Source organism: Halomonas sp. SpR8 (assembly GCF_031010195.1).
Taxonomy (GTDB): Bacteria; Pseudomonadota; Gammaproteobacteria; order Pseudomonadales; family Halomonadaceae; genus Vreelandella.
Genome location: NZ_JAUAMC010000001.1, coordinates 499,180 through 520,806, shown reverse-complemented (window position 1 = coordinate 520,806; position 21,627 = coordinate 499,180). Strand labels below are relative to the sequence as shown.

The following is a 21,627-nucleotide window of genomic DNA, read 5'->3' as shown; positions in this document are numbered from 1 at the left end:
CGCATCGCGTTGAAAAATTAACGCTTAGAGAACTGCGGGCGACGACGCGCTTTGCGCAGACCGACTTTCTTACGCTCAACTTGACGTGCATCACGCGTTACGTAGCCAGCGGAACGTAGCGAAGGACGCAGGTCTTCGTTGTAATTCATCAGGGCGCGGGTGATACCGTGACGAATGGCGCCCGCTTGCGAAGAACCACCACCGCCAGCGACAGTCACGAAGATGTCAAACTGGTTAAGGGTTTCAGTCAATTCAAGCGGCTGGCGAACAACCATACGACCGGTAACACGACCAAAGTAGAGGTCGAGATCTTGGTTATTGACCGTAATTTTGCCAGAGCCCGGCTTCATAAACACGCGAGCGGTGGAAGTCTTGCGGCGCCCGGTACCGTAATACTGCTGTGTCATGGCGAAGATTTCCTCAGATGTCTAGTTCAAGCGGCTGTTGGGCTGCATGCGGATGCTCGGCACCAGCGTACACTTTTAACTTGGTGTACATGGCACGACCCAAAGGACCTTTCGGCAACATGCCTTTAACGGCTGACTCAATGATGCGCTCGGGCGCATGATCAAGCATCTTGTCGAAGGTCATAGAGCGCAGACCGCCCGGATAACCAGTGTGGCGGTAGTAGGTTTTAGCCTTCGCCTTATTACCAGTTACGTGGACTTTCTCTGCGTTGATAACAACAATGTAGTCACCGGTATCAACGTGAGGGGTAAATTCGGGCTTATGCTTGCCGCGTAGGCGACGAGCGATCTCGGTTGCCAAGCGACCGAGCGTTTTGTCCTTAGCGTCGACAACATACCAGTCGCGCTGGACGGACTGCGGCTTAGCACTGAACGTCTTCATGGATAAAATCACCAGATTAAGTGTATTGGGTGGCTCACACCGCTACACGGCGGAGCACCATCCCTATTCTTTTTGGTTGCTTATTTTCACAAGCAACATGCAGCGAGGCGGCATTCTACAGTAAGCCTACTGACAAGTTAAGCCGTATCGTGACTTTTTTACTTAACCGACGCCCCTACGCACTAAGGTTTATGCGCCAGCGCCAGGTACTCCTTGGACTGCATCTCCTGCAGGCGAGAGAGAGTTCGCTGGAACTCAAACGTCAGCTTGCCATCGCTATACAGCTCTTCAATCGGCGCTTCTGCTGACATCAGCAGCTTCACACCACGATCATAAAACTCATCGACCATATTAATGAAGCGGCGCGCCTGATCATCTTGCCTGACATTCATACATATAACGTTGGAGACCAGCACAGTATGAAACTCTCGAGCCAACTCAATATAGTCATTTTGACTGCGCGGCCCGTCGCACAACTCAAGAAACTCAAACCAGGCAACATCTTCGTGCAATCGACGTACTTTTAATACCCGGTGATTGACCTCAAGAGAGGCATCTGTTTCGCCCCCATGCCCCGCTATTGCTCGAAAGCTGCGCGCCAGCTCATGCTCTGCTGCCTCATCAAGAGGAGAGTGAAAAATCTCGGCGCGCTCTAGCGCACGCAACCGGTAATCAACGCCCGAATCGACATTGATCACGTCACAGTGGCGATTGACAAGCTCGATGGCAGGCAAAAAGCGTGTGCGCTGCAGACCATTTTTATACAGCTCATCTGGCACAATATTGGAGGTAGCCACTAGCACCACGCCGCGCTCAAACAGGGCTTCAAGCAAGTTGGCAAGAATCATGGCATCGGTAATATCTTTGACGAAAAACTCATCAAAGCAGATGACCCGAGCCTCGGTGGCAAACTTACCAGCAATCAGCGTTAACGGATTTTTTTCGCCCTTATAGTGCGTTAGCTCGTTATGAACGCGCTGCATAAAACGGTGAAAATGCGTGCGCATTTTGTCTGGAAAGGGCAGCGCCTCATAAAATGTGTCAACCAAGTAGGTTTTACCACGCCCTACTCCACCCCAGAAATAGAGCCCTTTAACCTGAGGTAACTCAGGCTCACTGGAAGATGAGGGTTTCATGCCCATTAGCCCCGCCATTTTAGCTTTCAAGCCTTTATGGGCAACCAGGGCTTTGGGAACAGTCGTTGGCGCTGCTATCAGCTCATCATAGAGCCGCTGCAGGTGCTCGACCGCCGCCTCTTGAGCTTCATCGTATTGAAAATCATCGCGCTGCAGATCCGCACGATAGCGCTCTATGGGCGATACAGGGCGCGCTTTAGACGCCGCCCTACTCGCAGATGATGATGCCATGCAAACGCCTCCAACAGCATGTAAGGCAGTCATCAGCAAGCCTACTGACAACCTTAAGAAGACTGTGATTATACCCGCAGCGCTGTCTAAGCGCATGAGTGGATTGACCCAACCGGCTTACTGACGCCTATAATAACAGCCTGTTAGTTTCTTAAGCTGCAGGCCAATGCAGCTACTGTTACATAAGGCGCCAGGAGAAAACTGTGGACGCAAGCTCACCATTAACCTTTGCCATCATCAGTCTTATCGTCGGTTTTATCGCAGGAATGGGGTGTTACCGCCTGTTCAGCAAAAGCCAGCGTGAGGCTGCCTCCATGCGTCAAAAGCTACTTGAAAAAGAGCATCAAATTGCAGAAATGAAAAACAGCGTAGGCAGTCATTTAACGGGGATTTATGAACGCCTCAGTAACATTCGCGATGAAGCCAATCAGTTGGAGCTTCAATTGAAAGAGGACGCTGCAGAGTGGGATATTCGTGATACGGCTATTCAGCCCAGCCTTGATTTCTCCAGTCTAAAATCACCCCAAGAGCAGCAGACAAAAGAGGGCAATAGTACGCCAACAACGCCCCGCGACTACGCCGATGGCAAAGGCGGCACGCTATCGGAAGATTTTGGCCTGAAAGGTAACGAGGCAGCGACTCCACAGCCCCCGCGCTATTAAAGCCACACGACACGCCCCGGCATCACGTATCAACGAGTCGGGGCGCTTTAGTATTAAGCAGGGTTATCAATATCAACAAATCGATGCTCGACGTCGTACTCATCGCTTAGCCATTCACCCATTGCCTGAACGCCGTAACGCTCGGTGGCATGATGGCCTGCGGCAATATAGTGAATCCCCATTTCGCGCGCTAAGTGCGTCGTTCGTTCCGATATTTCACCCGATACAAATACTTGCGCACCCGCCTCATAAGCGTTAGTAATCATGTCCTGCGCACCGCCAGTGCACCATGCAATGCGCTCAACTTCTCCTACCTGGACAGCCTCAACCACCAGTGGTTCGCGCTGCAGGGTGTGAGCAATCTGCGCTGCCAGCGCGTGCACCGACTGCGCTTGCGCTAGTCGCCCCGACCATAAAAGCCCCTCTCCCAGCTCGCCATCAATACACCCTTCAACCTTCCACCCTAGCCGCCTGGCCAACTCGGCGTTATTACCCATTTCTACATGCGCATCCAGAGGCAAGTGATAAGCAAGCAAGCTAATGTTGTGATCCAGCAGTGTTTTAATCCGCTTCTGCTTCATGCCAGTAATGGCAACCGGTTCATTTTTCCAAAAGTAGCCGTGATGTACCAACACCATATTGGCCTGCCAAGCAACGGCTTCATCCAGCAGTGCCTGACAGGCAGTCACCCCGGTCATAATGCGTTTAACGTGATCGCCACCCGCCACTTGCAAACCGTTGATCGTAAAGTCTTGAAACTGGGTAGTACGCATCTGATGGTCACAGGCCGCCACTAATTGGTCGCGATGAATCATAGAAACTCCGTTGATGATGTTATTGCAGCCGTGAGGAAGTAGCTAAGAAAGTGTTACCATTAAACCATTGTAAAACTCGCTTCATTTTATCGCGAACGGTAAGCCCGACCCGTTAAGGAATTTATTACATGCGACGCTATGTGTTGCCTTACTTATGGCCTGTTATCACTGGCGTGCTGGTCGCTTTGTTGGTCTTATTTGCACTGCCCGAGCAGTTGCCCAACCCATTTCGGGATTCAGAGCCACAACCCTCGGCGCCAGCTATTTCTCCACCCCCTACTATTTCCACTGTTCCAGCCGTTGTCGCCCCAAACTCTAATCGCCCTGCACCAAAGATTCATCAGGCAGCGCCACTTACCCGTGACCAGGGGCCTGCAAGCTACGCCCACGCCGTCGAGCAAGCCGCCCCGGCGGTCGTTAATATTTACTCGTCACGCATCGTTGAGCGTGATCAACACCCACTGATGTCAGATCCTTTTTTTCAACAGTTTTTTAACAATCAAAGCGATGACGCCACCACCCATCAGCGCATGCTATCTAGCCTTGGCTCCGGCGTTATTGTCAGCGAAGACGGCTACGTACTGACCAACCACCATGTCATTAATGGCGCCGATGAAATCCAGGTCGCGCTTCGCGACGGGCGCGAAACACTTGCTGAAGTAATCGGCACTGACCCGGAAAGTGATTTGGCAGTACTTAGAATCGACCTAGATGACTTACCGGTTATTGAGCTAACCGATTCAGCCGATGTAGCCATAGGCGACGTAGCGCTGGCAATTGGCAACCCTTTTGGCGTCGGCCAGACGGTCACCATGGGCATTATTAGCGCAACGGGGCGCAATCATTTAGGGCTGAACGCCTACGAAGACTTTATTCAAACCGATGCAGCCATTAACCCAGGCAACTCTGGCGGTGCGCTGATTAATCCCGAAGGCGCGATGGTCGGCATTAATACAGCAATTTTTTCGCGCTCGGGCGGCTCACAAGGCATCGGGTTTGCAATTCCCGCCAACCTTGCCCACAGCATTCTTGATGAGATAGTCACCCAAGGGCGGGTAATTCGTGGCTGGCTAGGCATTGAAGCGCAGGCGTTATCACGGGAACTGGCGGCTTCCTTTGGACTGCAAACGCCCCAAGGCGTCATCGTTGCAGGCGTCGTCAGCGATGGTCCAGCGGCAAAAGCAGGGTTAGAGCCGGGCGATGTGCTGCTTTCCGTTGATGGGCAGCCTATCTTGGACGCCCGCGCCACAATGAGCGAAATCGCCTCTATTCCACCCGGCACCTCGCTGCCGCTCACCATCGTACGAAGCGGTGAGCGCATGGAGATGACGCTAAAAGTCGGCGAGCGCCCGCTGCCCGCCATTCCGATTAACGAAGAGATACCAGGGCAGCGCGACTCATAATGGTTACAAGCACACCCAGGTAAGCACATGAGTGTGCTTACACCAGGCGTATTAGGGTGTATTAATCGCGAATACGATATTCGGCTGAGCGGGCGTGGGCAGTGAGTGACTCACCACGCGCCAATACCGAGGCGATTTTACCCAGTTCAGAAGCACCGTCTGCAGAGCAGTGGATAATCGAAGAGCGCTTCTGGAAATCATAAACGCCCAACGGTGAGGAGAAGCGTGCCGTACCTGAGGTGGGCAGCACGTGATTCGGCCCCGCACAGTAGTCACCCAACGCTTCGGCGGTGTAGCGCCCCATAAAGATCGCCCCTGCGTGGCGAATATCGTCCAGCCAAGCTTCAGGTTCGGCCACTGAAAGCTCCAGATGCTCTGGAGCAATCCGGTTAATCATGGTCACGGCTTGTTGAGCATCCTGGCAGTGAATCAAAGCACCGCGACGGCGCAATGACTCACGCACAATCTCTTCACGCTCTAAGCTAGGCAGCAGCCGCTCGATGGCCGCCTCAACGGCGTCCAAGTGCTCAGCATCCCAACTTACCAGGATCGCCTGAGCATCTTCGTCGTGCTCCGCCTGGGAGAATAGGTCCATCGCCAGCCAGTTAGGGTCGGTTTTGCCATCAGAAACGACCATGATTTCCGAGGGGCCGGCGATCATATCGATACCCACTTGACCAAACACTGCACGCTTGGCCGTAGCGACATAAATATTGCCGGGGCCAACGATTTTATCGACCCTAGGCACGCTTTCAGTGCCATAGGCGAGCGCAGCGATCGCCTGAGCACCACCGATCGTGAATACATAGTCGACACCCGCCAAGTGGGCAGCAGCCAGCACCAGCTCGTTTAATACGCCATCTGGAGTGGGCACAACCATGACTATTTCGCGCACTCCTGCCACATGGGCAGGTATCGCATTCATCAGCACCGAGGATGGGTACGCCGCTTTGCCGCCGGGAACGTAGATTCCAGCACGATCAAGCGGGGTTACTTTTTGCCCGAGCACCGTGCCGTCGGCCTCTTCATACTGCCAGGAGTTCGGCTTTTGACGCTCGTGATAGCGTTTAATCCGCTCGGCAGCGCTGGATAGCGCTTCGCGCTGCTCCGCAGGCAAGTTATCAAACGCTTGCTTCAACTGCGCTGGCGTTAACTGCAGCTCGCCCATGTGCGTGGCTGTGAGTCGATCGAAACGATTGGTGGCTTCGATCACCGCCGCGTCGCCACGCTGCTTTACGCTGGCAAGAATTTCTTCCACACGCGTCTGAACGGCTTTATCAGACACCCCTTCCCAGTCTAAAAGCGTATCTAAGCGATGGTGAAAATCTGCATCGCTGGTCGAAAGGCGTGAAATCATAGCGGTACCTTGATCATTATTGAGTTCACTTATCGGATCGCTCATGGATCACCTCACATCATTCGGCAAGCTGTGTCTGGCGCTTTCGAACCGCGCTTTCTAAACGGGCCAATAACGGCTTAATGCGATCATGCTTCATCGTCATGGCGGCTTTATTGACCACCAGCCGGGTACTGATATGGGCGATCAGCTCACGGGGCTCCATGCCATTCGCCCGCAGGGTATTACCGGTATCGACAATATCGACAATCTCATCGGCCAAATTCATCAAGGGCGCCAGCTCCATAGCCCCGTAGAGCTTAATGACTTCCGCCTGAATGCCCTGCTCGGCGTAATAGCGGCGCGCCACATTAACGAATTTGGTTGCCACACGGCGACGGGCGTGCGCTGGCAACTGCCCGGTAACGCCCGCCGTCATTAATTTACAGCGGGCGATCTCCAGGTCCAGGGGCTCGTACAGACCCTCAGCACCATGCTCAAGCAGCACGTCTTTACCCGCGATACCGACATCCGCAGCACCTAGCTGAACGTAAGTCGGCACATCCGTAGCGCGAATAATGACCAGCTTTACGTCGGGCAAGTTTGTATCAAACAGCAGCTTGCGGCTTTTACTCAGGTCTTCAGCGGGGGTTATGCCCGCATCCGCGAGTAGTGGCAGCGTTTCTTCAAGAATACGGCCCTTAGAGAGGGCTAAAATCAGTTGCTTACTCATCAAATAGGCCAGTAGTTGGTAGCTTGGCTTAGCCAGGAATACGGCGAATGCGCGCACCCAGCAGCTGCAGTTTCTCTTCGATACACTCGTAGCCACGATCAATGTGGTAGATCCGATCTACCAGCGTCTCGCCCTCAGCCATCATCGCCGCAATGACGAGCGAAGCGGAAGCGCGCAGGTCGGTCGCCATCACCGGCGCACCAGAAAGCTTCTCCACCCCTTCAATTATGGCGGTGTTGCCTTCCAGCACAATATTAGTGCCCATGCGGTTAAGCTCTTGAACGTGCATAAAGCGGTTCTCGAAAATGGTTTCAACTACTCGAGAATGCCCTATAGCCACCGCGTTCATGGCGACAAACTGCGCCTGCATATCGGTTGGGAAGGCGGGATAAGGTGCGGTGCGAATATTCACCGCCTTTGGTCGCTTACCGTGCATATCCAGAGCGATCCAGTCTTCACCGCTGGTAACTTCGGCACCCGCCTCTTCCAGCTTGGCAATCACCGCTTCCAAAATATCCGCGCGAGTGCGCCTAACCTTCACCCGCCCACCCGTCATGGCGGCGGCAACTAAAAACGTGCCTGTCTCGATACGATCAGGCATGACATCGTGTTCACAACCATGCAGCTTCTCAACACCTTCAATGGTGATGGTATCGGTGCCATGGCCGCTGATCTTGGCGCCCATTTTGATCAAACACTGCGCCAAGTCGACAATTTCGGGCTCACGGGCGGCATTTTCTAAAATGGTTTTGCCATCGGCCAGGGTCGCCGCCATCAGCAGATTTTCAGTACCGGTGACCGTTACGGTATCAAAGTAGATAGTCGCACCTTTGAGGCGACCGTCAACCCGTGCGCGGATATAGCCAGCCTCAACGCGGATTTCTGCGCCCATGGCTTCCAGCCCACGGATATGCAAATCCACTGGTCGTGAGCCAATCGCACAGCCACCGGGAAGCGACACATCCGCTTTCCCAAAGTGGGCGAGTAACGGCCCGAGCACGAGAATCGAGGCGCGCATTTTCTTAACTAACTCATAGGGCGCGTGGCACTGGGTGACCTGAGAGCCATCCAACTGAATGCTCAGCTTTTCACCCATTACGGGTTCAACGCCCATACGCCCCAACAGTTCAAGCGTGGTAGTAATATCCTGCAGGTGGGGCAAATTACCAATAATCACCGGACCATCAGCCAGCAGACTGGCACACAGAATGGGCAGCGCAGCATTTTTAGCACCGCTTGCCCACACTTCACCGTCTACTGACCCATTGCCAGTAATGAGTAGCTTATCCATAGGGCGGCCGTTATTGGACGTTTTCCGACGCAGTTTGCCACTGCGTCGGAGTAAACGTTTTGATGCTGATGGCGTGTAGCGCGCCAGAGGCGATCTCGTCGCTGAGCGCAGCGTAAACCAACTGCTGACGTTTGACCGGAGAGAGACCTTCAAAGGCATCGCCAACCGCAATCACCTGAAAGTTACAGCCTTCACCCTGAATATGAAACTGGCATCCGTCGATTCGGGATTCAAGCAGTGCTTTTACCTCGTTGGGCTGCATGGCGCAAAAAACTCCTTATGGGGTCTTGATAATTTAGGGGGTCTTGATGATCAATGAGCGTAAATAGGGTCAATATAATAAAGAAAAGCAGCGCGCTTGGCGATGCTGCTTCTTTAAACAGCCAGGGCAGTCGCCGGATGATCAATCAATTCATCCAGCTCCGCCAACGAGGCGAGCCGACGCATAGGGGCTGAAAAGAGGATGGCCTGAACTTGAATGCCGCGCTGCCGACAGGTACGCAGCCATTCAAACAGCACGCTAATGGCGACACTGCTAGCTTTATCGACACGACTAAAATCCAGCGATACGGCCGCTAGCTCTGTGAGATTGAGCCACTCAACGCCCCTGGCGGCCAAATTGGCCGCCAGGGTTACATCGACATCGCCAATAACCGTTAAGGCCGTATCTTCCACGCTAACGGTAACGCTAGGGTGCGAAAACAGCGCTGTCACGCATCGCCTCCCTGCTCTAGCTCATCAACACCCACCTCAGGTGACCAGCCTTCAATGACCGCATCGTAATCGCGGTTATTATCACGCATGGCTTGATCGAACTGATTACGGAACGTCAACCCCAGGTTGATACCGTTAACGATAACATTGACGACCCGCCATTCGCCGCCAGAGAGCCTTAAACTGTAGCTAACGGGATATACTTGCCCATTATCAGCCACCACTTCCATGGCCACGCTGGCTTGATCATCATGACGCTGAGATTGCTGAGTATCCAGAACACGCAGCTCTTTATAATCAAACGTCACTAATCCACGCGTGTAGGTGTCAATGAGCGTTTGGCGAAACACATCGGCAAAGCGACTGCGCTGCTCAGGCGTGGCATTGCGGAAATAGCTACCCATGACGCTGGCACCGATATAGCGAAAATCCGCTACTTGATCGAGGTTGCTATCCACTAAGGCTTCAAGCTCACCTAAATTATCGGCGTAATAATCTTTTCGCCCTTCGAGATCGCCCATAAGCGACTCAACGTTGTCGCGAATCATCTCCTCTGGGGATTGCGACTGCGCCTGGGATTGCAGCGGCATTAATAGTGCCACCACCAGGGTCGCAGCCAATAACCAGCGACCCGACACTCGGTTAATTCCATTCATCATCATTATCTCCCTACCCACTACCGCATTGGGTTGTGTTTAATTACTTGCCATATTGGACACAAATTGCTGAATAAGTTCTTCCAGCACCAGCGCCGACTGGGTATCGCGTATCCTGTCGCCGTCCTCAAGCATCTCAGGATCTCCACCTACGCTGATACCGATATACTGCTCACCCAATAGTCCAGCGGTCAGAATAGAGGCAATAGAGTCTCGCGACAGCTGGCCTTCGAGCTCGCTATCCAGACTTAGCACAACCCGCGCATCATACCACTCGGTGTCCAGTTCAATCGCCTCGACCCGCCCCACTGTGACTCCAGCCATGGTGACTCGAGCACGCGGTTTGAGGCTGCCAATATTGGCAAAGTTGGCCTCTAGCTGAAACGACTGTGTAGGCGCAGAGAGAGAAACCCCACTCACACGCAGACCTAGAAAAACTAAACCTAAAATGCCCGCGATCATTAACAGGCCAACACCGAACTCCATGGTTTTGCTGCGTTTCATGAAACTGCTCCACCCATTAAAGGCCGCCAAACATGACGGCAGTCAACATAAAATCAAGCCCCAGTACTGCAAGCGACGAGTACACCACCGTACGTGTGGTAGCGCGGGAAATACCTTCAGAGGTCGGCACCAAATCATAGCCTTGGAAGACTGCGATCCAGGTGACCACCAAGGCAAATACGGCACTTTTGATCATGCCGTTACCAATGTCGTTGAGAAAGGAGACGTTGGCCTGCATGCTGCTCCAGTAAGAGCCTTCAAAAACTCCCAGCCACTCAACGCCCACCAAATAGCCGCCGTAAATACCTACCACACTGAAGCCCACCGTCAGAATCGGCAGCGAAACAAAACCTGCCCACAGGCGTGGGGCCACTACACGGCGCAGCGGATCAACTCCTATCATTTCCATGCTAGTGAGTTGCTCAGTGGCTTTCATCAAACCTATTTCAGCCGTTAGCGCCGAACCAGCCCGACCAGCAAAAAGCAGCGCTGCGACTACAGGCGCCAGTTCACGCAATAGCGAAAGCGCCACCATCTGACCAAGCGCCTGCTCGGCACCAAAATCGATTAGAATGGTATACCCCTGCAGCGCCAGCACCATGCCGATAAACAGCCCCGACACCAAAACAATCGCTAAGGACAGAACGCCAACAAAGTGCATCTGATGCAACCACAGCCGCCAGCCTTCTCGGGACGGCACGCCAATCGCCGATTGGAAAAGAAACATCCCTGCTCGGCCTAGCGCTTCCATTAAATCGCACCCTCTACGCCCCAGTCGGGCGATGCGTGCGGTGCTAGCGGAGAATTTTGACTGCATTGACTCTACCTTTTGCATTTAGCCTATCTTGCCAATCGGGGCTTCATCCAGAATATCGTGATAAAACGCCTCAGCGGGATAGTGAAACGGCACGGGACCATCAGGCTCGCCGTGAATAAATTGGCTAACCCGAGGGTCTTGGTTGGTATCCAAGGTTTGCGGCGTCCCATGGGCCACCACTTGGCCATCGGAAATTAAGTAGAGATAGTCCGCAATGCTCAGCGTCTCTTTGATATCGTGAGAAACCACCACCGAAGTAAGCTGCAGCGCTTGGTTCAGGCGCTTAATTAGCTGTACTAGCACGCCCATTGAAATAGGGTCCTGCCCTACAAAAGGCTCATCATATAAAATCAGTTCAGGGTCCAACGCCACCGCGCGCGCCAACGCTACTCGGCGTGCCATTCCTCCTGAGAGCTCAGCGGGCGTTAAGTGACGCGCCCCGCGCAGACCCACCGCCTGTAGCTTCAGCAGCACCAGATCGCGAACCATAGTGTTGGGCAAGTCAGTATGCACGCGTAGCGGGAAAGCGACATTCTCAAATACATCTAAATCGGAAAACAGCGCGCCGCTTTGAAATAGCATTCCCATTCGTTTACGCAGCGTAAACAACGCCTTGCGCGAAAGCTGGTGAACATCCTGACCCTCGATTAAAACCCGCCCACGCTCCGGCGTTAGCTGCCCGCCGATTAGCTTAAGCAGCGTTGTCTTACCGGTACCGCTAGGGCCCATGATCGCCGTTACTTTTCCACGCGGGATAGTCATATTGACGCCACGAAAGATCTCGTGATCGCCACGGGAAAAATGGAGGTCTTCAATTTCTATAAAAGCAGCATCTGTCATGGATCAGTTGACTCTTAACGAAGCGCAGCTAGGGCTGGTCATCATACCCTACTTGCCGCCGGCGCAGTTAAAAAACGGCGTTTCTAAAACATTATCGAACATTGTATTATAACGCTACATGACGCTACTACGCGATTGAGTGTTCCTATTGATGAGCAAATTATTAACTAAACGGTCTCACCCAAGCCCAAGCGTATCAGGTTCATCAACTCAACTAGCGCCTGTTCAACTAGTGCCTGTTCAACTAGTGCCTGTTCAACTAGTGCCTGTTCAACTAGTGCCTGTTCAACTAGTGCCTATTAAGAGTGTCGAGATGTTATTCTTGGCAGCTAAGAGTTTAATTTTTTAATTGTTAAGAGAAAACGCTATGCGCCAGCCTCTCGCTTCACCCAGCCTACTGCGCGAAAGTGCACTGCGTACGCTGCAAATTGAGCAGGCAGCCATTGGTGGCCTTCAGGCCAAGCTCGACGAAAGCTTTGACCGCGCCTGCGAGCTGATCCTTGCCTGCCAAGGCCGCGTCGTTGTTACCGGCATGGGCAAATCGGGACATATCGCTGGCAAATTGGCAGCAACACTGGCCAGTACCGGCACTCCGGCTTTTTTTGTTCACCCCGGCGAAGCCAGCCACGGCGATTTAGGCATGATCACCCGTGCTGATGTGGTACTAGCGCTATCGAATTCCGGCGAAACCGCCGAGGTCACTGCCCTGCTGCCGCTATTAAAGCGCCTGGGCACGCCGCTGGTCAGCATGACCGGGCGCCCAAACTCGACCCTGGCCAAGCACGCTGATGCCCACTTAAACAGCGGCGTGGAGCGCGAAGCGTGTCCGCTGGATCTAGCGCCCACCAGCTCCACCACAGCAGCGCTTGCGCTGGGCGATGCGCTCGCCGTTGCGCTACTCGAAGCACGCGGCTTTACCGCGGAAGATTTTGCGCTTTCTCACCCAGGTGGCAGCTTAGGCAAGCGACTACTACTGCGCGTTAGAGACCTTATGCACGATGGCACGCGGCTGCCCCAGGTCGCACTAGGCAGCCCACTGCGCGACGCACTACTAGAAATTACCCGACAGGGGCTGGGCTTTACCTGCGTGGTAGACAGCGATGGCCGTTTGGCGGGAGTTTACACCGATGGTGATCTGCGCCGTACGCTGGATCATTTCCATAACCTGCGCGACGTTCTGGTTGACGACGTCATGACCCGGCCCGGTAAACGCATCGGCCCCGATATTTTGGCGGCCGAAGCGGTACGCATCATGGAAGAGAGCCGGATTACCGCGCTTGCGGTAGTTGACGAGCAGCAGCGCCCCATCGGCGCGCTACACATGCATGACCTTCTCGCCAGCGGCGTAATCTAACGCCGTTATCGCAAGGCATATTAAGTAAATGAAATGGAGGTTTTATGTCCTTACCGGCACCACTACTTGATCGACTCCGGCGCGTTCGCCTGTTAGCACTCGACGTTGATGGCGTACTCACCGATGGCCGCCTCTATTTCCAGGCTGACGGCATTGAAATCAAAGCGTTCCATACGCAGGACGGTCACGGCTTAAAACTACTTAAGCGCGTCGGCGTACATGTGGCGCTGATTACCGGACGCGACTCCCCGATGGTGAGTCAGCGCGCTGCAGCTCTCGGCATCGATCACGTCCATCAAGGTTGTGAGGACAAGCTTGCCACGCTACGCGGACTATGTCAGCGCTTGGATATTGAGCTGGACCAAGTGGCCTATTGCGGTGACGATCTACCCGATCTTGCCGCTATCAAACGTTGTGGGGTGGGGATTACCGTTCCCAATGCGCCGGACTACATGCACACCCACGCCGACTGGACGACAGAACGCCTGGGTGGCCACGGCGCCGTGCGTGAAATTTGCGACACGCTATTGGAATCTCAAGGGCACTGGGGCGCGGTGCTTGACACCTATTTGCACGGTCGAGCATAAATGTTTAAACGGCTAAAAGTGCGACTCTGGCTTGGCGGGCTAGTCATTGCGCTGGGCGCCCTGTTGGTATGGCTTGACCCAGGCGGTCCTCAAGACACGGCCATCGACCCAGAAGCGCAGGCACAGGAGCCCGGTCACGTGCTGGAAAACTCTGAAATCACGCTGTTTGGGGATAACGGCGAGGTGTTGCAATCGCTCAAAACACCACGCCTTATCCATACCCCCCAGCAAAGCGAAACCTGGACGGAAGAGCCTGAAGCCGTACTGTACGACAGCGAAAACCGTCAGTGGTTGGCCAACGCCGATGTCGGCACGCTCAACACCGCCACCCAAACCCTGCTGCTGTCAGGTTCGGCTCGCCTGATCGCACCGGATGAGGGTTGGCAGCTAGATACCGAGCTATTGCATTATGATGGCCTGAATCAACATGCGTGGAGTGAAACACCGGTGATGCTGCAGCAACCGCCTCAGCAAATGAGTGCCTCACGCATGGATGTGTGGCTTAACACTAGCCAGGTTCGGCTAACTGATAATGTGCGCGGCACCCACCCACCGGCCTCGCAACGCTAATAGGAATCGCCATGAAAGCACTGATTTACACAGCCCTTTTTGCACTCGCGATGCCGCTATCGGCACTGGCGCAAACCTCACAACAGGCCCCTGTGGAAGTGGAAGCTGACCGTTTAGATCTCGACCAGCGGGCGGGCACTGCGGTTTACACCGGGAATGTGGACATTCGCCAGGGCGAAATGCAGCTACGCGGCGAGCGGGTAGAGATCCAACGCAACGCGGCTGGCGAACTTTCGACGGCAACCGCCACCGGGGAGCGCGCCTACCTGCGCCATCAAGCCGAAGGGCAAGATGGCCCCACGGAGGGCTGGGCGAGACGGATTATTTACCACGTCGCTGAGCGCCGTGTAGAGCTAATCGACCAAGCCGAACTGATCCAACAGGAGGACACGTTCAGCGGCGGGCGCCTTGAGTATTTTATTGACCGCGAAGTGATTCAAGCGCGCTCTGACGTTGATGGCAGTGAGCCCCAGCGCATACGTATGACCATTCAGCCGGAACAATAGGAGCCAAGCTGTGGCAACTGCTGACACTGCGCCAATCAAGACTCTGTACGCCCACCACTTGGCGAAAAGCTATAAGCGCCGTCGGGTGGTTAAAGATATTAATCTGGAAATCTCTCAGGGGAGTGTCGTTGGCTTACTGGGCCCCAACGGCGCGGGCAAGACCACCTCGTTTTATATGATTGTCGGACTGGTGAAATCCGATGCTGGCAAAGTAGGCATTGATGAGGTGGATTTAACCCACGCCCCGATGCACGAGCGCGCAGCAGCGGGGATTGGCTACCTCCCCCAAGAAGCGTCTATTTTTCGTAAATTATCGGTTGCCGATAATATTATGGCGATCCTGGAAACCCGCAAAGAACTTGACCGCGCCGGGCGCGAGCAGCGCCTGGAAGCTTTGTTGGAAGATTTTCACATCACCCATATTCGCGACAATTTAGGCATGAGCCTTTCTGGCGGCGAACGCAGGCGTGTGGAAATTGCCCGATCGCTGGCCACCGAACCCGCCTTCATCTTATTGGATGAACCCTTTGCCGGGGTTGACCCTATTTCGGTCGGTGATATTAAAACGATTATCCGTGCGTTGAAGCAGCGTCATATCGGCGTACTGATAACCGATCATAATGTGCGAGAAACCCTCGATATTTGTGATATCGCTTATATCGTTGGTGACGGCCAAATCATTGCCAGCGGCTCACCAAGCGCAATCCTCGATAACCAGAAGGTCAGAGAGGTTTATCTGGGCGCTGATTTTCGTCTCTAAGCGGATCAACCGTCTATACAACAGATGCCTGCCAATAAACCTATTTTTTGTTTCTGTAAATAGCGCGCTACAACAACTTTACTACCAATGGCATGCTTATTGCACTTGCACTGGAAACCCTCTAGCACTAGGGTGAAGCTTTCCGATTACCGAGTGGTTCTCAGATGGTCATGAAAGCTTCTCTACAACTGCGTATTGGCACACAGCTGACCATGACACCTCAGCTGCAGCAGGCGATCGCCCTGTTACAGCTCTCTACGCTGGACCTGAGGCAAGAAATTCAGCAGGCATTGGATGCCAATCCCATGCTGGAGCAGGAGGATGAATTCAGCGAACAGGCTGTCAGCGAGCCTAAAGAGGAGGAGTGGTCAGAGAGCATTCCCTCTGAACTGTCGGTAGATAGCGACTGGTCAGATACCTATCAAGATTCAGGCAGCCTGGGCGGCAACAGCAGTGAAGGCCCTGATTTTGAGCGTCAAGCCGCCGGACAAAGCCTTCATGGACACCTGCTTTGGCAGCTTGCCATGACGGATTTCGGTGTTCGTGAACAGCTTGTTGCAGAGAGCTTAATCGACGCGCTGGATGCCAACGGCTATTTGACCCAACCGCTTAACGATATTCGTGAAGGTCTACGCGCCCAGGGAATTGATGGACTGAGCCAGCGCGAAGTAGAAACGATTCTGCTCAAACTCCAGCAGTTTGAACCGACCGGTATCTTTGCTCGCGATCTGCGCGAATGTTTAATGCTGCAGCTCGCAGCACTCCCGGACGACACACCGCTACTCGTCCCCGCTCGCCGCTTAGTGCGCCAGTTTCTTGAAGCGCTGGGTAAAGACGACATGCGCTTACTCAAGCGCCGTTTAGGGCTCGACGACGAGCAACTGACCGATGTCATTCAACTGATTCGTAGCCTCGACCCACGCCCTGGCAGCGCCTACGGCGACACCGACGACAGCTATGTGACGCCCGATCTGGTCGTTCGCCATGACCACGAAGGCTGGCACCTAGAGCTCAATCCAGAAGCCTTGCCGCGGCTACGCATTCAGCCTGATTACGCCAGTTTGATAAAGCGTGCAGACAAAAGTCAGGACAATCAGTTTCTCAAAGAGCATCTGCAGGAAGCGCGCTGGTTGATCAAAAGCCTCTCCAGCCGTAACGATACGTTACTGCGCGTGGGCCGCGAAATCATCACCCGCCAGATTGGCTTTTTAGAGCACGGCGAAGAAGCCATGAAGCCGCTGATATTGGCCGATATTGCCGAAGCAGTAGAGATGCACGAATCGACGATTTCACGGGTCACTACGCAGAAATATATCCATACGCCCCGCGGTGTGTTTGAACTCAAATACTTTTTCTCAAGCCAGGTGAGCGGCCAAGATGGCGACAGCCACTCTAGCACCGCCATTCGTGCCAGACTCAAAAAACTCATTCAGGAAGAACCGCCGGGCAAACCGCTTTCTGACAGCCGCCTAGTCACGCTACTGGATGAAGGCGGTATTCAAGTAGCGCGTCGCACGGTGGCTAAATATCGTGAAGCCATGGGCATCCCCTCGTCCAGCGAACGGCGTCGTCTTCGCTAGCACTCTCCAACGATTAAGGGAAACTGTCGACAAGGGCTTTGCAACGCGGCAAAAAGGGTTACAATCGAAGTACAGTCCGATGGATAAGGAGTACGTCAATGCAAGTAAATATCACTGGTCATCACGTAGATCTGACTGACGCCTTGCGTGACTATGTCAACGAAAAGCTTGAACGTGTAGAGCGCCATTACGACAATATAACCACGGTGCAAGTCACCTTATCAGTGGAGAAAGAGCGCCAGCAGGCCGCCTGCACACTGCACGCCGCAGGTGCTGATTTACATGCGGAAGCCCTCGACAGTGATATGTACGCCGCTATCGACGCCCTAGCGGATAAAATTGATCGTCAACTCGTTAAACATAAGGAAAAAGCACAAGCCCGCGCCCAAGGCGCAGGTGTGCGTTAATTCAATGACGTTGGAAACCATACTCCCCCCGGAACGTGTTCTGTTCGACGTGCCCGGGGGCAGCAAAAAAAGGGTGCTGGAATTTTTCAGCACCTTTATCGCACAAAATACGCCCAGCCTGGACAGCCAAGAAGTGTTTAGCCGGTTAATCGGTCGAGAGCGCTTAGGTAGCACCGGCATCGGTAACGGTGTGGCTATCCCGCACGCTCGCAGCCCTCACTGCTCGGCGCCTATTGCTGGTTTTTTAAAACTGTCAGAAGCGATTGATTTCGACGCCATTGACGGCGATCCAGTTGATCTGGTGTTTGTCCTGCTCGTGCCCGAAGAGGCAGATGACACGCACCTATCCCTACTCGGCCAGGTAGCGACCATCATGAATGATGCGGACACTCGCCAACAGCTGCGCAAAACAGGCAGTCAGCGCGAACTACTTGAGTTGATTACCGCCAAAATGCGCGAGCATTCAGCGTCCTAAGCCGGAAAAGCCACCTAACGGTACTTTATACGGCAGGATGATGCCCTCGCCCACCACCCCCAATGCAGCTTGATCTAAGCAAAGAGAGACTCTATGCAACTGGTGATCATTAGCGGCCGCTCCGGGTCAGGTAAATCTATCGCGTTGCAAGCGCTGGAGGATCTTGGCTACTACGCCATTGATAATCTCCCCGCCATGCTGCTGGGATCGTTGGTGGATCAATTACGCGATCAGGGCGACCGCGCTCATTTGGCGGTTAGCATTGATGCGCGTAATTTACCTAGTGCACTGGAACGTATGCCCACGTTATTAGACGAGTTGCGCCAGCGTAAGATTGATTTTCAGGTCATCTACCTGACTACCGATGCGCGCATTCTGCTCGAGCGTTACTCCGCCACGCGGCGGCGCCACCCGCTGACCCGCGATAGCGAAATGACGTTAGAAGAAGCTATTAATAAAGAAGAAGAGACGCTCCACGATATTCGCGACATGGCCGATCTGTTAATCGACACATCGCGGTTATCGGTGCACGACTTACGCCGACGCATTACCGATCAGGTGGCACATCAGCGACCGGATAAATTGACGCTAACGCTTGAGTCATTTGGTTATAAACGCGGTGTACCACTCGATGCCGATTTGGTATTCGATGTTCGCTGTTTGCCCAACCCTTACTGGGATCCAACGCTGCGCCAATTTACCGGTCGCGATGCTAATATCGCTGCATTCTTAAGCAGCTATCCGGTTGTCGATGCCATGAGCAACGATATACAGACATGGCTTGAGCGCTGGCTACCCGCCTACCAGAATAGTCAGCGCAGCTACATGACCATTGCTATTGGCTGCACGGGGGGTCAACACCGCTCCGTCTATATGGTAGAGCAGTTGGCTAAACGGCTGGCACCTGGAATGGGTGAAGTTCAGTTGCGCCATCGGGAACTAGGGTTGCAGTTCACACTAAACGAGCGGCCTGCTGCCCCCTTGGATAACACACATCATACTGGCGAGCGGCAAGAGACTTCCTAAGCGCTTCTACCCATTAATGACACCACTCGGCGAAAAGGAACCAGGGTGCCAGAACGAATACTCACACTCACCAATCAACGCGGGCTACACGCTCGTGCGGCGACAAAACTGGTCAAATGCGGCCAACAGTTCTCGGCTAAAATACGTGTTTACAAACAGCAACAGATGGCCGACGCTGCCAACATCATGTCGCTGCTCATGCTCGCCGCCCCTTGCGGTACCGAACTAACGATCACCGCCGAAGGTGATGACGCCGAGCAGGCGCTTGAAGCTATCCAAGCGCTGTTCGATGCTCGCTTCGAGGAAGATCAGTAGCCACATTTGGCTATTCCGACTTAATCACCGGCTACCGTCATGGCATCAATTAACCAGCTACCTGTGTGAACACTGCCACGGGTATCGGTGTCATCACCAATACCCACTAAGCCAGCAAACATTCGTTCCAGGTTACCGGCAATGGTGAACTCTTCAACCGGGTACTGCACCTTACCGTTTTCGACCCAAAAGCCTGCGGCACCACGGGAGTAGTCGCCGGTCACGCTGTTGACGCCCTGCCCCATCAGTTCAGTCACCCATATACCCCGGTCCATCTCTTGCAGCAGGCTATCGCGGGATTGCAGCGGAGCTACTAAACGCACATTGCGTGCCCCACCGGCATTGCCTGTGGTTTGCATATTGAGACGGCGAGCGCTGTAAGAAGAGAGCATATAGCTGGCAATGCTGCCCTGATCGATAAAGCGATTATTGCGGGTTTGCACGCCCTCGCCATCAAACGGCGAGCTGGCCGTGGCGCCGATCTCCATCGGCCGCTCTTCGAGACTAAACCAATCGGGAAACAACGGCGTGCCGAGCCGGTCGCACAAAAACGAGGCCTGACGGTAGAGCGCGCCACCGGCTAAACCGCCGAGCAGGTGGCCGATTAAGCCACTGGCCAAGGTTGGGTCGAACAACACCGGAAAGGTGCCCGTGGGCGGGCGTTTAGCACCAAGCCTGCGCAGCGTGCGGACGGCGGCCTCACGGCCCACCTCGGCGGGATCACGCAGCGCTTTGGGGTCGCGGGCAGAGGTATAGTCGTAGTCGCGCTGCATACCCGCCGCGTCTTGGGCAATCAGCATGCACGAAAGCGAATGGCTGCTGCCTTTTTGAGTACCTAAAAAGCCGTGGCTATTGGCGTAAACGCGCACCCCTTCGCCGCTGGAGAGTGACGCGCCATCCGACTGGGAGATGCCCTCAACATCACGCCCCGCCTGCTCGCAGGCAAGCGCCAGCTCAATCGCCTCATCCGTTGTCAGCGCCCAGGGGTAGTGCACTTTTAGATCGGGCAGTTCAGTGGCCATCAGTGACGCATCAGCGAGCCCTGCGGCCGGGTCTTCGCCGGTGTAGCGGGCAATTGCCAGCGCTTTCTCTACAGCTGCCTGAATCGAGGCACTGCTGGCGTCGGTGGATGAAGCGCTGCCTTTACGCTGCCCCACGTAAAGCGTGACGGCAATGCCCTGGTCACGGGATAACTCAACCGTTTCCACTTCTCCCAGGCGTACGCTGACGCCGATGCCCTGGTCTACACTTGCGCCCACTTCGGCAGCATCCGCGCCCAAGCGCTTGGCCAGCGCTAGCGCCTCTTCAGCGCGTGCGGTCAAGAGCGACTGCTGCGCGGATGCATCAAATGCCTGTGCCATATGGCCTCCTTTTTTCAACCGAATGTCTCTCAACCGAATGTCTTTTAAGAGAGTACCTTTTAAGAGAGTACCTTCGGCGAATCAATGTTGTACTCGCAGCTGGTATAATGCCGCCACGAATCTTGTCTGTGAGTCACACTATGCGTAAGCAACGCCCCGATACCGACCCAAATACTAATCAAGTAGAAGAGCAGGAAGAACGCCCTAGCAAGTCGCAACTCAAACGCGAAATGCATGCCTTACAGGCACTTGGGGAAACCTTAATCGCCATGCGTCCGGCGGAACGCGCCCGCTTCCCCCTCTCTGACGATATGCTGCGCGCTATAGAAGAAACCTCGCGCATTCGCTCTCACGAAGGTCGCCGCCGCCATATGCAGTATGTCGGCAAGCTAATCCGTAAAGAGGATCTCACCGCCATTCAAGCCGTGTTCGATTCCATCGACCAGGAGCAGGAGCAGCGCGACCATGCGTTTCATCGCCTAGAAAAGTGGCGGGAACGCTTAATTGACGAAGGCGATCCTGCTGTCGACCTGTTTATGGCAGAGCACCCCGATGCCGACCGCCAGACCCTGCGTCAACTGATTCGCAACGCCCAGCGGGAACGCGAGCAGGGCAAACCGCCGACCAGCTCGCGCAAGCTATTCAAACACCTGCGCGAGACGCTTGATCTTTAAAGACAGCACTTAAGATCTGCTTTTA

General features: G+C 54.3%; 27 protein-coding genes. 13 read left to right on the top strand and 14 right to left on the bottom strand.

Annotated elements, in window-relative coordinates; genetic code table 11:
- Positions 1-17 precede the first annotated feature (17 nt).
- The 3 genes from rpsI to zapE all read right to left on the bottom strand — a co-directional run bounded on the left by rpsI (position 18) and on the right by zapE (position 2,216).
- Positions 18-407 carry a 30S ribosomal protein S9 gene (gene rpsI, locus QT230_RS02335; RefSeq protein ID WP_308319872.1) on the bottom strand — a complete coding sequence of 130 codons (390 nt, stop codon included), beginning with the start codon at positions 405-407 and terminating at the stop codon, positions 18-20.
- 13 nt (positions 408-420) lie between these two features.
- Entirely contained in the window at positions 421-849 is a 429-nt protein-coding gene (gene rplM, locus QT230_RS02330) for a 50S ribosomal protein L13 (RefSeq protein ID WP_008958668.1), read from the bottom strand.
- Positions 850-1,031: 182 nt separating this feature from the next.
- On the bottom strand, positions 1,032-2,216 hold the full coding sequence (gene zapE / locus QT230_RS02325) for a cell division protein ZapE (RefSeq protein ID WP_308319871.1): 1,185 nt from the start codon (positions 2,214-2,216) through the stop codon (positions 1,032-1,034).
- Between the two features lie 203 nt (positions 2,217-2,419).
- Here zapE and QT230_RS02320 point away from each other — a divergent pair, with 203 nt between their 5' ends.
- A complete protein-coding gene (locus tag QT230_RS02320) occupies positions 2,420-2,878 on the top strand; it encodes a ZapG family protein (RefSeq protein ID WP_308319870.1) in 459 nt (152 codons plus the stop codon).
- A gap of 53 nt (positions 2,879-2,931) precedes the next feature.
- Here the strand turns inward: QT230_RS02320 and QT230_RS02315 are convergent, their stop codons facing one another.
- Positions 2,932-3,693: a Nif3-like dinuclear metal center hexameric protein gene (locus tag QT230_RS02315; protein ID WP_308319869.1), complete on the bottom strand. Its 762-nt coding sequence runs from the start codon at positions 3,691-3,693 to the stop codon at positions 2,932-2,934.
- Positions 3,694-3,821: 128 nt separating this feature from the next.
- Here QT230_RS02315 and QT230_RS02310 point away from each other — a divergent pair, with 128 nt between their 5' ends.
- Positions 3,822-5,096: a Do family serine endopeptidase gene (locus tag QT230_RS02310; protein WP_308319868.1), complete on the top strand. Its 1,275-nt coding sequence runs from the start codon at positions 3,822-3,824 to the stop codon at positions 5,094-5,096.
- A 61-nt stretch (positions 5,097-5,157) separates the two neighbouring features.
- On the opposite strand, the gene hisD is transcribed toward QT230_RS02310, so the two are convergent.
- The 9 genes from hisD to QT230_RS02265 form a co-directional block, all read right to left on the bottom strand.
- Positions 5,158-6,498 (bottom strand): histidinol dehydrogenase, encoded by a 1,341-nt coding sequence (hisD, locus tag QT230_RS02305; RefSeq protein ID WP_308319867.1) that lies wholly within the window; start codon positions 6,496-6,498, stop codon positions 5,158-5,160.
- Between the two features lie 13 nt (positions 6,499-6,511).
- The gene (gene hisG / locus QT230_RS02300) at positions 6,512-7,165 is read right to left on the bottom strand and encodes an ATP phosphoribosyltransferase (protein WP_308319866.1); all 654 of its coding nucleotides are present in this window, start codon (positions 7,163-7,165) and stop codon (positions 6,512-6,514) included.
- Between the two features lie 28 nt (positions 7,166-7,193).
- Positions 7,194-8,456: a UDP-N-acetylglucosamine 1-carboxyvinyltransferase gene (gene murA / locus QT230_RS02295; RefSeq protein WP_308319865.1), complete on the bottom strand. Its 1,263-nt coding sequence runs from the start codon at positions 8,454-8,456 to the stop codon at positions 7,194-7,196.
- 10 nt (positions 8,457-8,466) lie between these two features.
- The gene (locus QT230_RS02290; protein ID WP_308319864.1) at positions 8,467-8,718 is read right to left on the bottom strand and encodes a BolA family protein; all 252 of its coding nucleotides are present in this window, start codon (positions 8,716-8,718) and stop codon (positions 8,467-8,469) included.
- A gap of 113 nt (positions 8,719-8,831) precedes the next feature.
- Positions 8,832-9,170: an STAS domain-containing protein gene (locus tag QT230_RS02285; protein ID WP_308319863.1), complete on the bottom strand. Its 339-nt coding sequence runs from the start codon at positions 9,168-9,170 to the stop codon at positions 8,832-8,834.
- Positions 9,167-9,826 carry an ABC transporter substrate-binding protein gene (locus tag QT230_RS02280; protein ID WP_308320113.1) on the bottom strand — a complete coding sequence of 220 codons (660 nt, stop codon included), beginning with the start codon at positions 9,824-9,826 and terminating at the stop codon, positions 9,167-9,169. Before QT230_RS02280 ends, QT230_RS02285 begins: the two co-directional genes overlap by 4 nt.
- Before the next feature lie 39 nt (positions 9,827-9,865).
- Complete coding sequence (gene mlaD, locus QT230_RS02275) at positions 9,866-10,330, bottom strand: outer membrane lipid asymmetry maintenance protein MlaD (protein ID WP_308319862.1); 465 nt, start codon at positions 10,328-10,330, stop codon at positions 9,866-9,868.
- 16 nt (positions 10,331-10,346) lie between these two features.
- A complete protein-coding gene (mlaE, locus tag QT230_RS02270; RefSeq protein ID WP_308319861.1) occupies positions 10,347-11,147 on the bottom strand; it encodes a lipid asymmetry maintenance ABC transporter permease subunit MlaE in 801 nt (266 codons plus the stop codon).
- Positions 11,148-11,165: 18 nt separating this feature from the next.
- A complete protein-coding gene (locus tag QT230_RS02265; protein ID WP_308319860.1) occupies positions 11,166-11,987 on the bottom strand; it encodes an ATP-binding cassette domain-containing protein in 822 nt (273 codons plus the stop codon).
- Positions 11,988-12,354: 367 nt separating this feature from the next.
- Between QT230_RS02265 and QT230_RS02260 the strand changes: the two genes are divergently transcribed.
- The 10 genes from QT230_RS02260 to QT230_RS02215 all read left to right on the top strand — a co-directional run bounded on the left by QT230_RS02260 (position 12,355) and on the right by QT230_RS02215 (position 19,567).
- On the top strand, positions 12,355-13,341 hold the full coding sequence (locus tag QT230_RS02260) for a KpsF/GutQ family sugar-phosphate isomerase (RefSeq protein ID WP_308319859.1): 987 nt from the start codon (positions 12,355-12,357) through the stop codon (positions 13,339-13,341).
- A 44-nt stretch (positions 13,342-13,385) separates the two neighbouring features.
- Positions 13,386-13,928, top strand: coding sequence for an HAD hydrolase family protein (locus QT230_RS02255; protein ID WP_308319858.1), 543 nt, complete (start codon positions 13,386-13,388; stop codon positions 13,926-13,928).
- Positions 13,929-14,498, top strand: a complete 570-nt coding sequence (gene lptC, locus QT230_RS02250) for an LPS export ABC transporter periplasmic protein LptC (protein ID WP_308319857.1) — start codon at positions 13,929-13,931, stop codon at positions 14,496-14,498.
- A gap of 11 nt (positions 14,499-14,509) precedes the next feature.
- Positions 14,510-15,004 (top strand): lipopolysaccharide transport periplasmic protein LptA, encoded by a 495-nt coding sequence (lptA, locus tag QT230_RS02245; RefSeq protein ID WP_308319856.1) that lies wholly within the window; start codon positions 14,510-14,512, stop codon positions 15,002-15,004.
- Positions 15,005-15,014: 10 nt separating this feature from the next.
- Complete coding sequence (gene lptB / locus QT230_RS02240) at positions 15,015-15,764, top strand: LPS export ABC transporter ATP-binding protein (RefSeq protein ID WP_308319855.1); 750 nt, start codon at positions 15,015-15,017, stop codon at positions 15,762-15,764.
- 164 nt (positions 15,765-15,928) lie between these two features.
- Complete coding sequence (locus QT230_RS02235; RefSeq protein WP_308319854.1) at positions 15,929-17,344, top strand: RNA polymerase factor sigma-54; 1,416 nt, start codon at positions 15,929-15,931, stop codon at positions 17,342-17,344.
- A 98-nt stretch (positions 17,345-17,442) separates the two neighbouring features.
- Positions 17,443-17,751, top strand: a complete 309-nt coding sequence (hpf, locus tag QT230_RS02230) for a ribosome hibernation-promoting factor, HPF/YfiA family (RefSeq protein ID WP_071692811.1) — start codon at positions 17,443-17,445, stop codon at positions 17,749-17,751.
- A 4-nt stretch (positions 17,752-17,755) separates the two neighbouring features.
- Complete coding sequence (locus QT230_RS02225; RefSeq protein ID WP_308319853.1) at positions 17,756-18,226, top strand: PTS sugar transporter subunit IIA; 471 nt, start codon at positions 17,756-17,758, stop codon at positions 18,224-18,226.
- 93 nt (positions 18,227-18,319) lie between these two features.
- Complete coding sequence (gene rapZ / locus QT230_RS02220) at positions 18,320-19,252, top strand: RNase adapter RapZ (protein WP_308319852.1); 933 nt, start codon at positions 18,320-18,322, stop codon at positions 19,250-19,252.
- 45 nt (positions 19,253-19,297) lie between these two features.
- Positions 19,298-19,567 carry an HPr family phosphocarrier protein gene (locus QT230_RS02215; protein WP_308319851.1) on the top strand — a complete coding sequence of 90 codons (270 nt, stop codon included), beginning with the start codon at positions 19,298-19,300 and terminating at the stop codon, positions 19,565-19,567.
- A 20-nt stretch (positions 19,568-19,587) separates the two neighbouring features.
- Here the strand turns inward: QT230_RS02215 and pmbA are convergent, their stop codons facing one another.
- Positions 19,588-20,928, bottom strand: coding sequence for a metalloprotease PmbA (gene pmbA, locus QT230_RS02210; protein ID WP_308319850.1), 1,341 nt, complete (start codon positions 20,926-20,928; stop codon positions 19,588-19,590).
- A gap of 140 nt (positions 20,929-21,068) precedes the next feature.
- Between pmbA and yjgA the strand changes: the two genes are divergently transcribed.
- A complete protein-coding gene (gene yjgA, locus QT230_RS02205; protein ID WP_308319849.1) occupies positions 21,069-21,602 on the top strand; it encodes a ribosome biogenesis factor YjgA in 534 nt (177 codons plus the stop codon).
- Positions 21,603-21,627: the final 25 nt, after the last annotated feature.

Coding starts and splice junctions, on each gene's coding strand:
- lptC (WP_308319857.1), top strand. CDS start 13,929: ATGTTTAAACGGCTAAAAGTGCGACTCTGGCTTGGCGGGCTAGTCATT.
- rapZ (WP_308319852.1), top strand. CDS start 18,320: ATGCAACTGGTGATCATTAGCGGCCGCTCCGGGTCAGGTAAATCTATC.
- mlaE (WP_308319861.1), bottom strand. CDS start 11,147: ATGCAGTCAAAATTCTCCGCTAGCACCGCACGCATCGCCCGACTGGGG.
- pmbA (WP_308319850.1), bottom strand. CDS start 20,928: ATGGCACAGGCATTTGATGCATCCGCGCAGCAGTCGCTCTTGACCGCA.
- murA (WP_308319865.1), bottom strand. CDS start 8,456: ATGGATAAGCTACTCATTACTGGCAATGGGTCAGTAGACGGTGAAGTG.
- QT230_RS02280 (WP_308320113.1), bottom strand. CDS start 9,826: ATGAATGGAATTAACCGAGTGTCGGGTCGCTGGTTATTGGCTGCGACC.
- yjgA (WP_308319849.1), top strand. CDS start 21,069: ATGCGTAAGCAACGCCCCGATACCGACCCAAATACTAATCAAGTAGAA.
- QT230_RS02260 (WP_308319859.1), top strand. CDS start 12,355: ATGCGCCAGCCTCTCGCTTCACCCAGCCTACTGCGCGAAAGTGCACTG.
- hisD (WP_308319867.1), bottom strand. CDS start 6,498: ATGAGCGATCCGATAAGTGAACTCAATAATGATCAAGGTACCGCTATG.
- QT230_RS02255 (WP_308319858.1), top strand. CDS start 13,386: ATGTCCTTACCGGCACCACTACTTGATCGACTCCGGCGCGTTCGCCTG.
- QT230_RS02225 (WP_308319853.1), top strand. CDS start 17,756: ATGACGTTGGAAACCATACTCCCCCCGGAACGTGTTCTGTTCGACGTG.
- rplM (WP_008958668.1), bottom strand. CDS start 849: ATGAAGACGTTCAGTGCTAAGCCGCAGTCCGTCCAGCGCGACTGGTAT.
- QT230_RS02310 (WP_308319868.1), top strand. CDS start 3,822: ATGCGACGCTATGTGTTGCCTTACTTATGGCCTGTTATCACTGGCGTG.
- lptA (WP_308319856.1), top strand. CDS start 14,510: ATGAAAGCACTGATTTACACAGCCCTTTTTGCACTCGCGATGCCGCTA.
- QT230_RS02290 (WP_308319864.1), bottom strand. CDS start 8,718: ATGCAGCCCAACGAGGTAAAAGCACTGCTTGAATCCCGAATCGACGGA.
- rpsI (WP_308319872.1), bottom strand. CDS start 407: ATGACACAGCAGTATTACGGTACCGGGCGCCGCAAGACTTCCACCGCT.
- mlaD (WP_308319862.1), bottom strand. CDS start 10,330: ATGAAACGCAGCAAAACCATGGAGTTCGGTGTTGGCCTGTTAATGATC.
- QT230_RS02315 (WP_308319869.1), bottom strand. CDS start 3,693: ATGATTCATCGCGACCAATTAGTGGCGGCCTGTGACCATCAGATGCGT.
- QT230_RS02265 (WP_308319860.1), bottom strand. CDS start 11,987: ATGACAGATGCTGCTTTTATAGAAATTGAAGACCTCCATTTTTCCCGT.
- QT230_RS02235 (WP_308319854.1), top strand. CDS start 15,929: ATGGTCATGAAAGCTTCTCTACAACTGCGTATTGGCACACAGCTGACC.
- hisG (WP_308319866.1), bottom strand. CDS start 7,165: ATGAGTAAGCAACTGATTTTAGCCCTCTCTAAGGGCCGTATTCTTGAA.
- hpf (WP_071692811.1), top strand. CDS start 17,443: ATGCAAGTAAATATCACTGGTCATCACGTAGATCTGACTGACGCCTTG.
- zapE (WP_308319871.1), bottom strand. CDS start 2,216: ATGGCATCATCATCTGCGAGTAGGGCGGCGTCTAAAGCGCGCCCTGTA.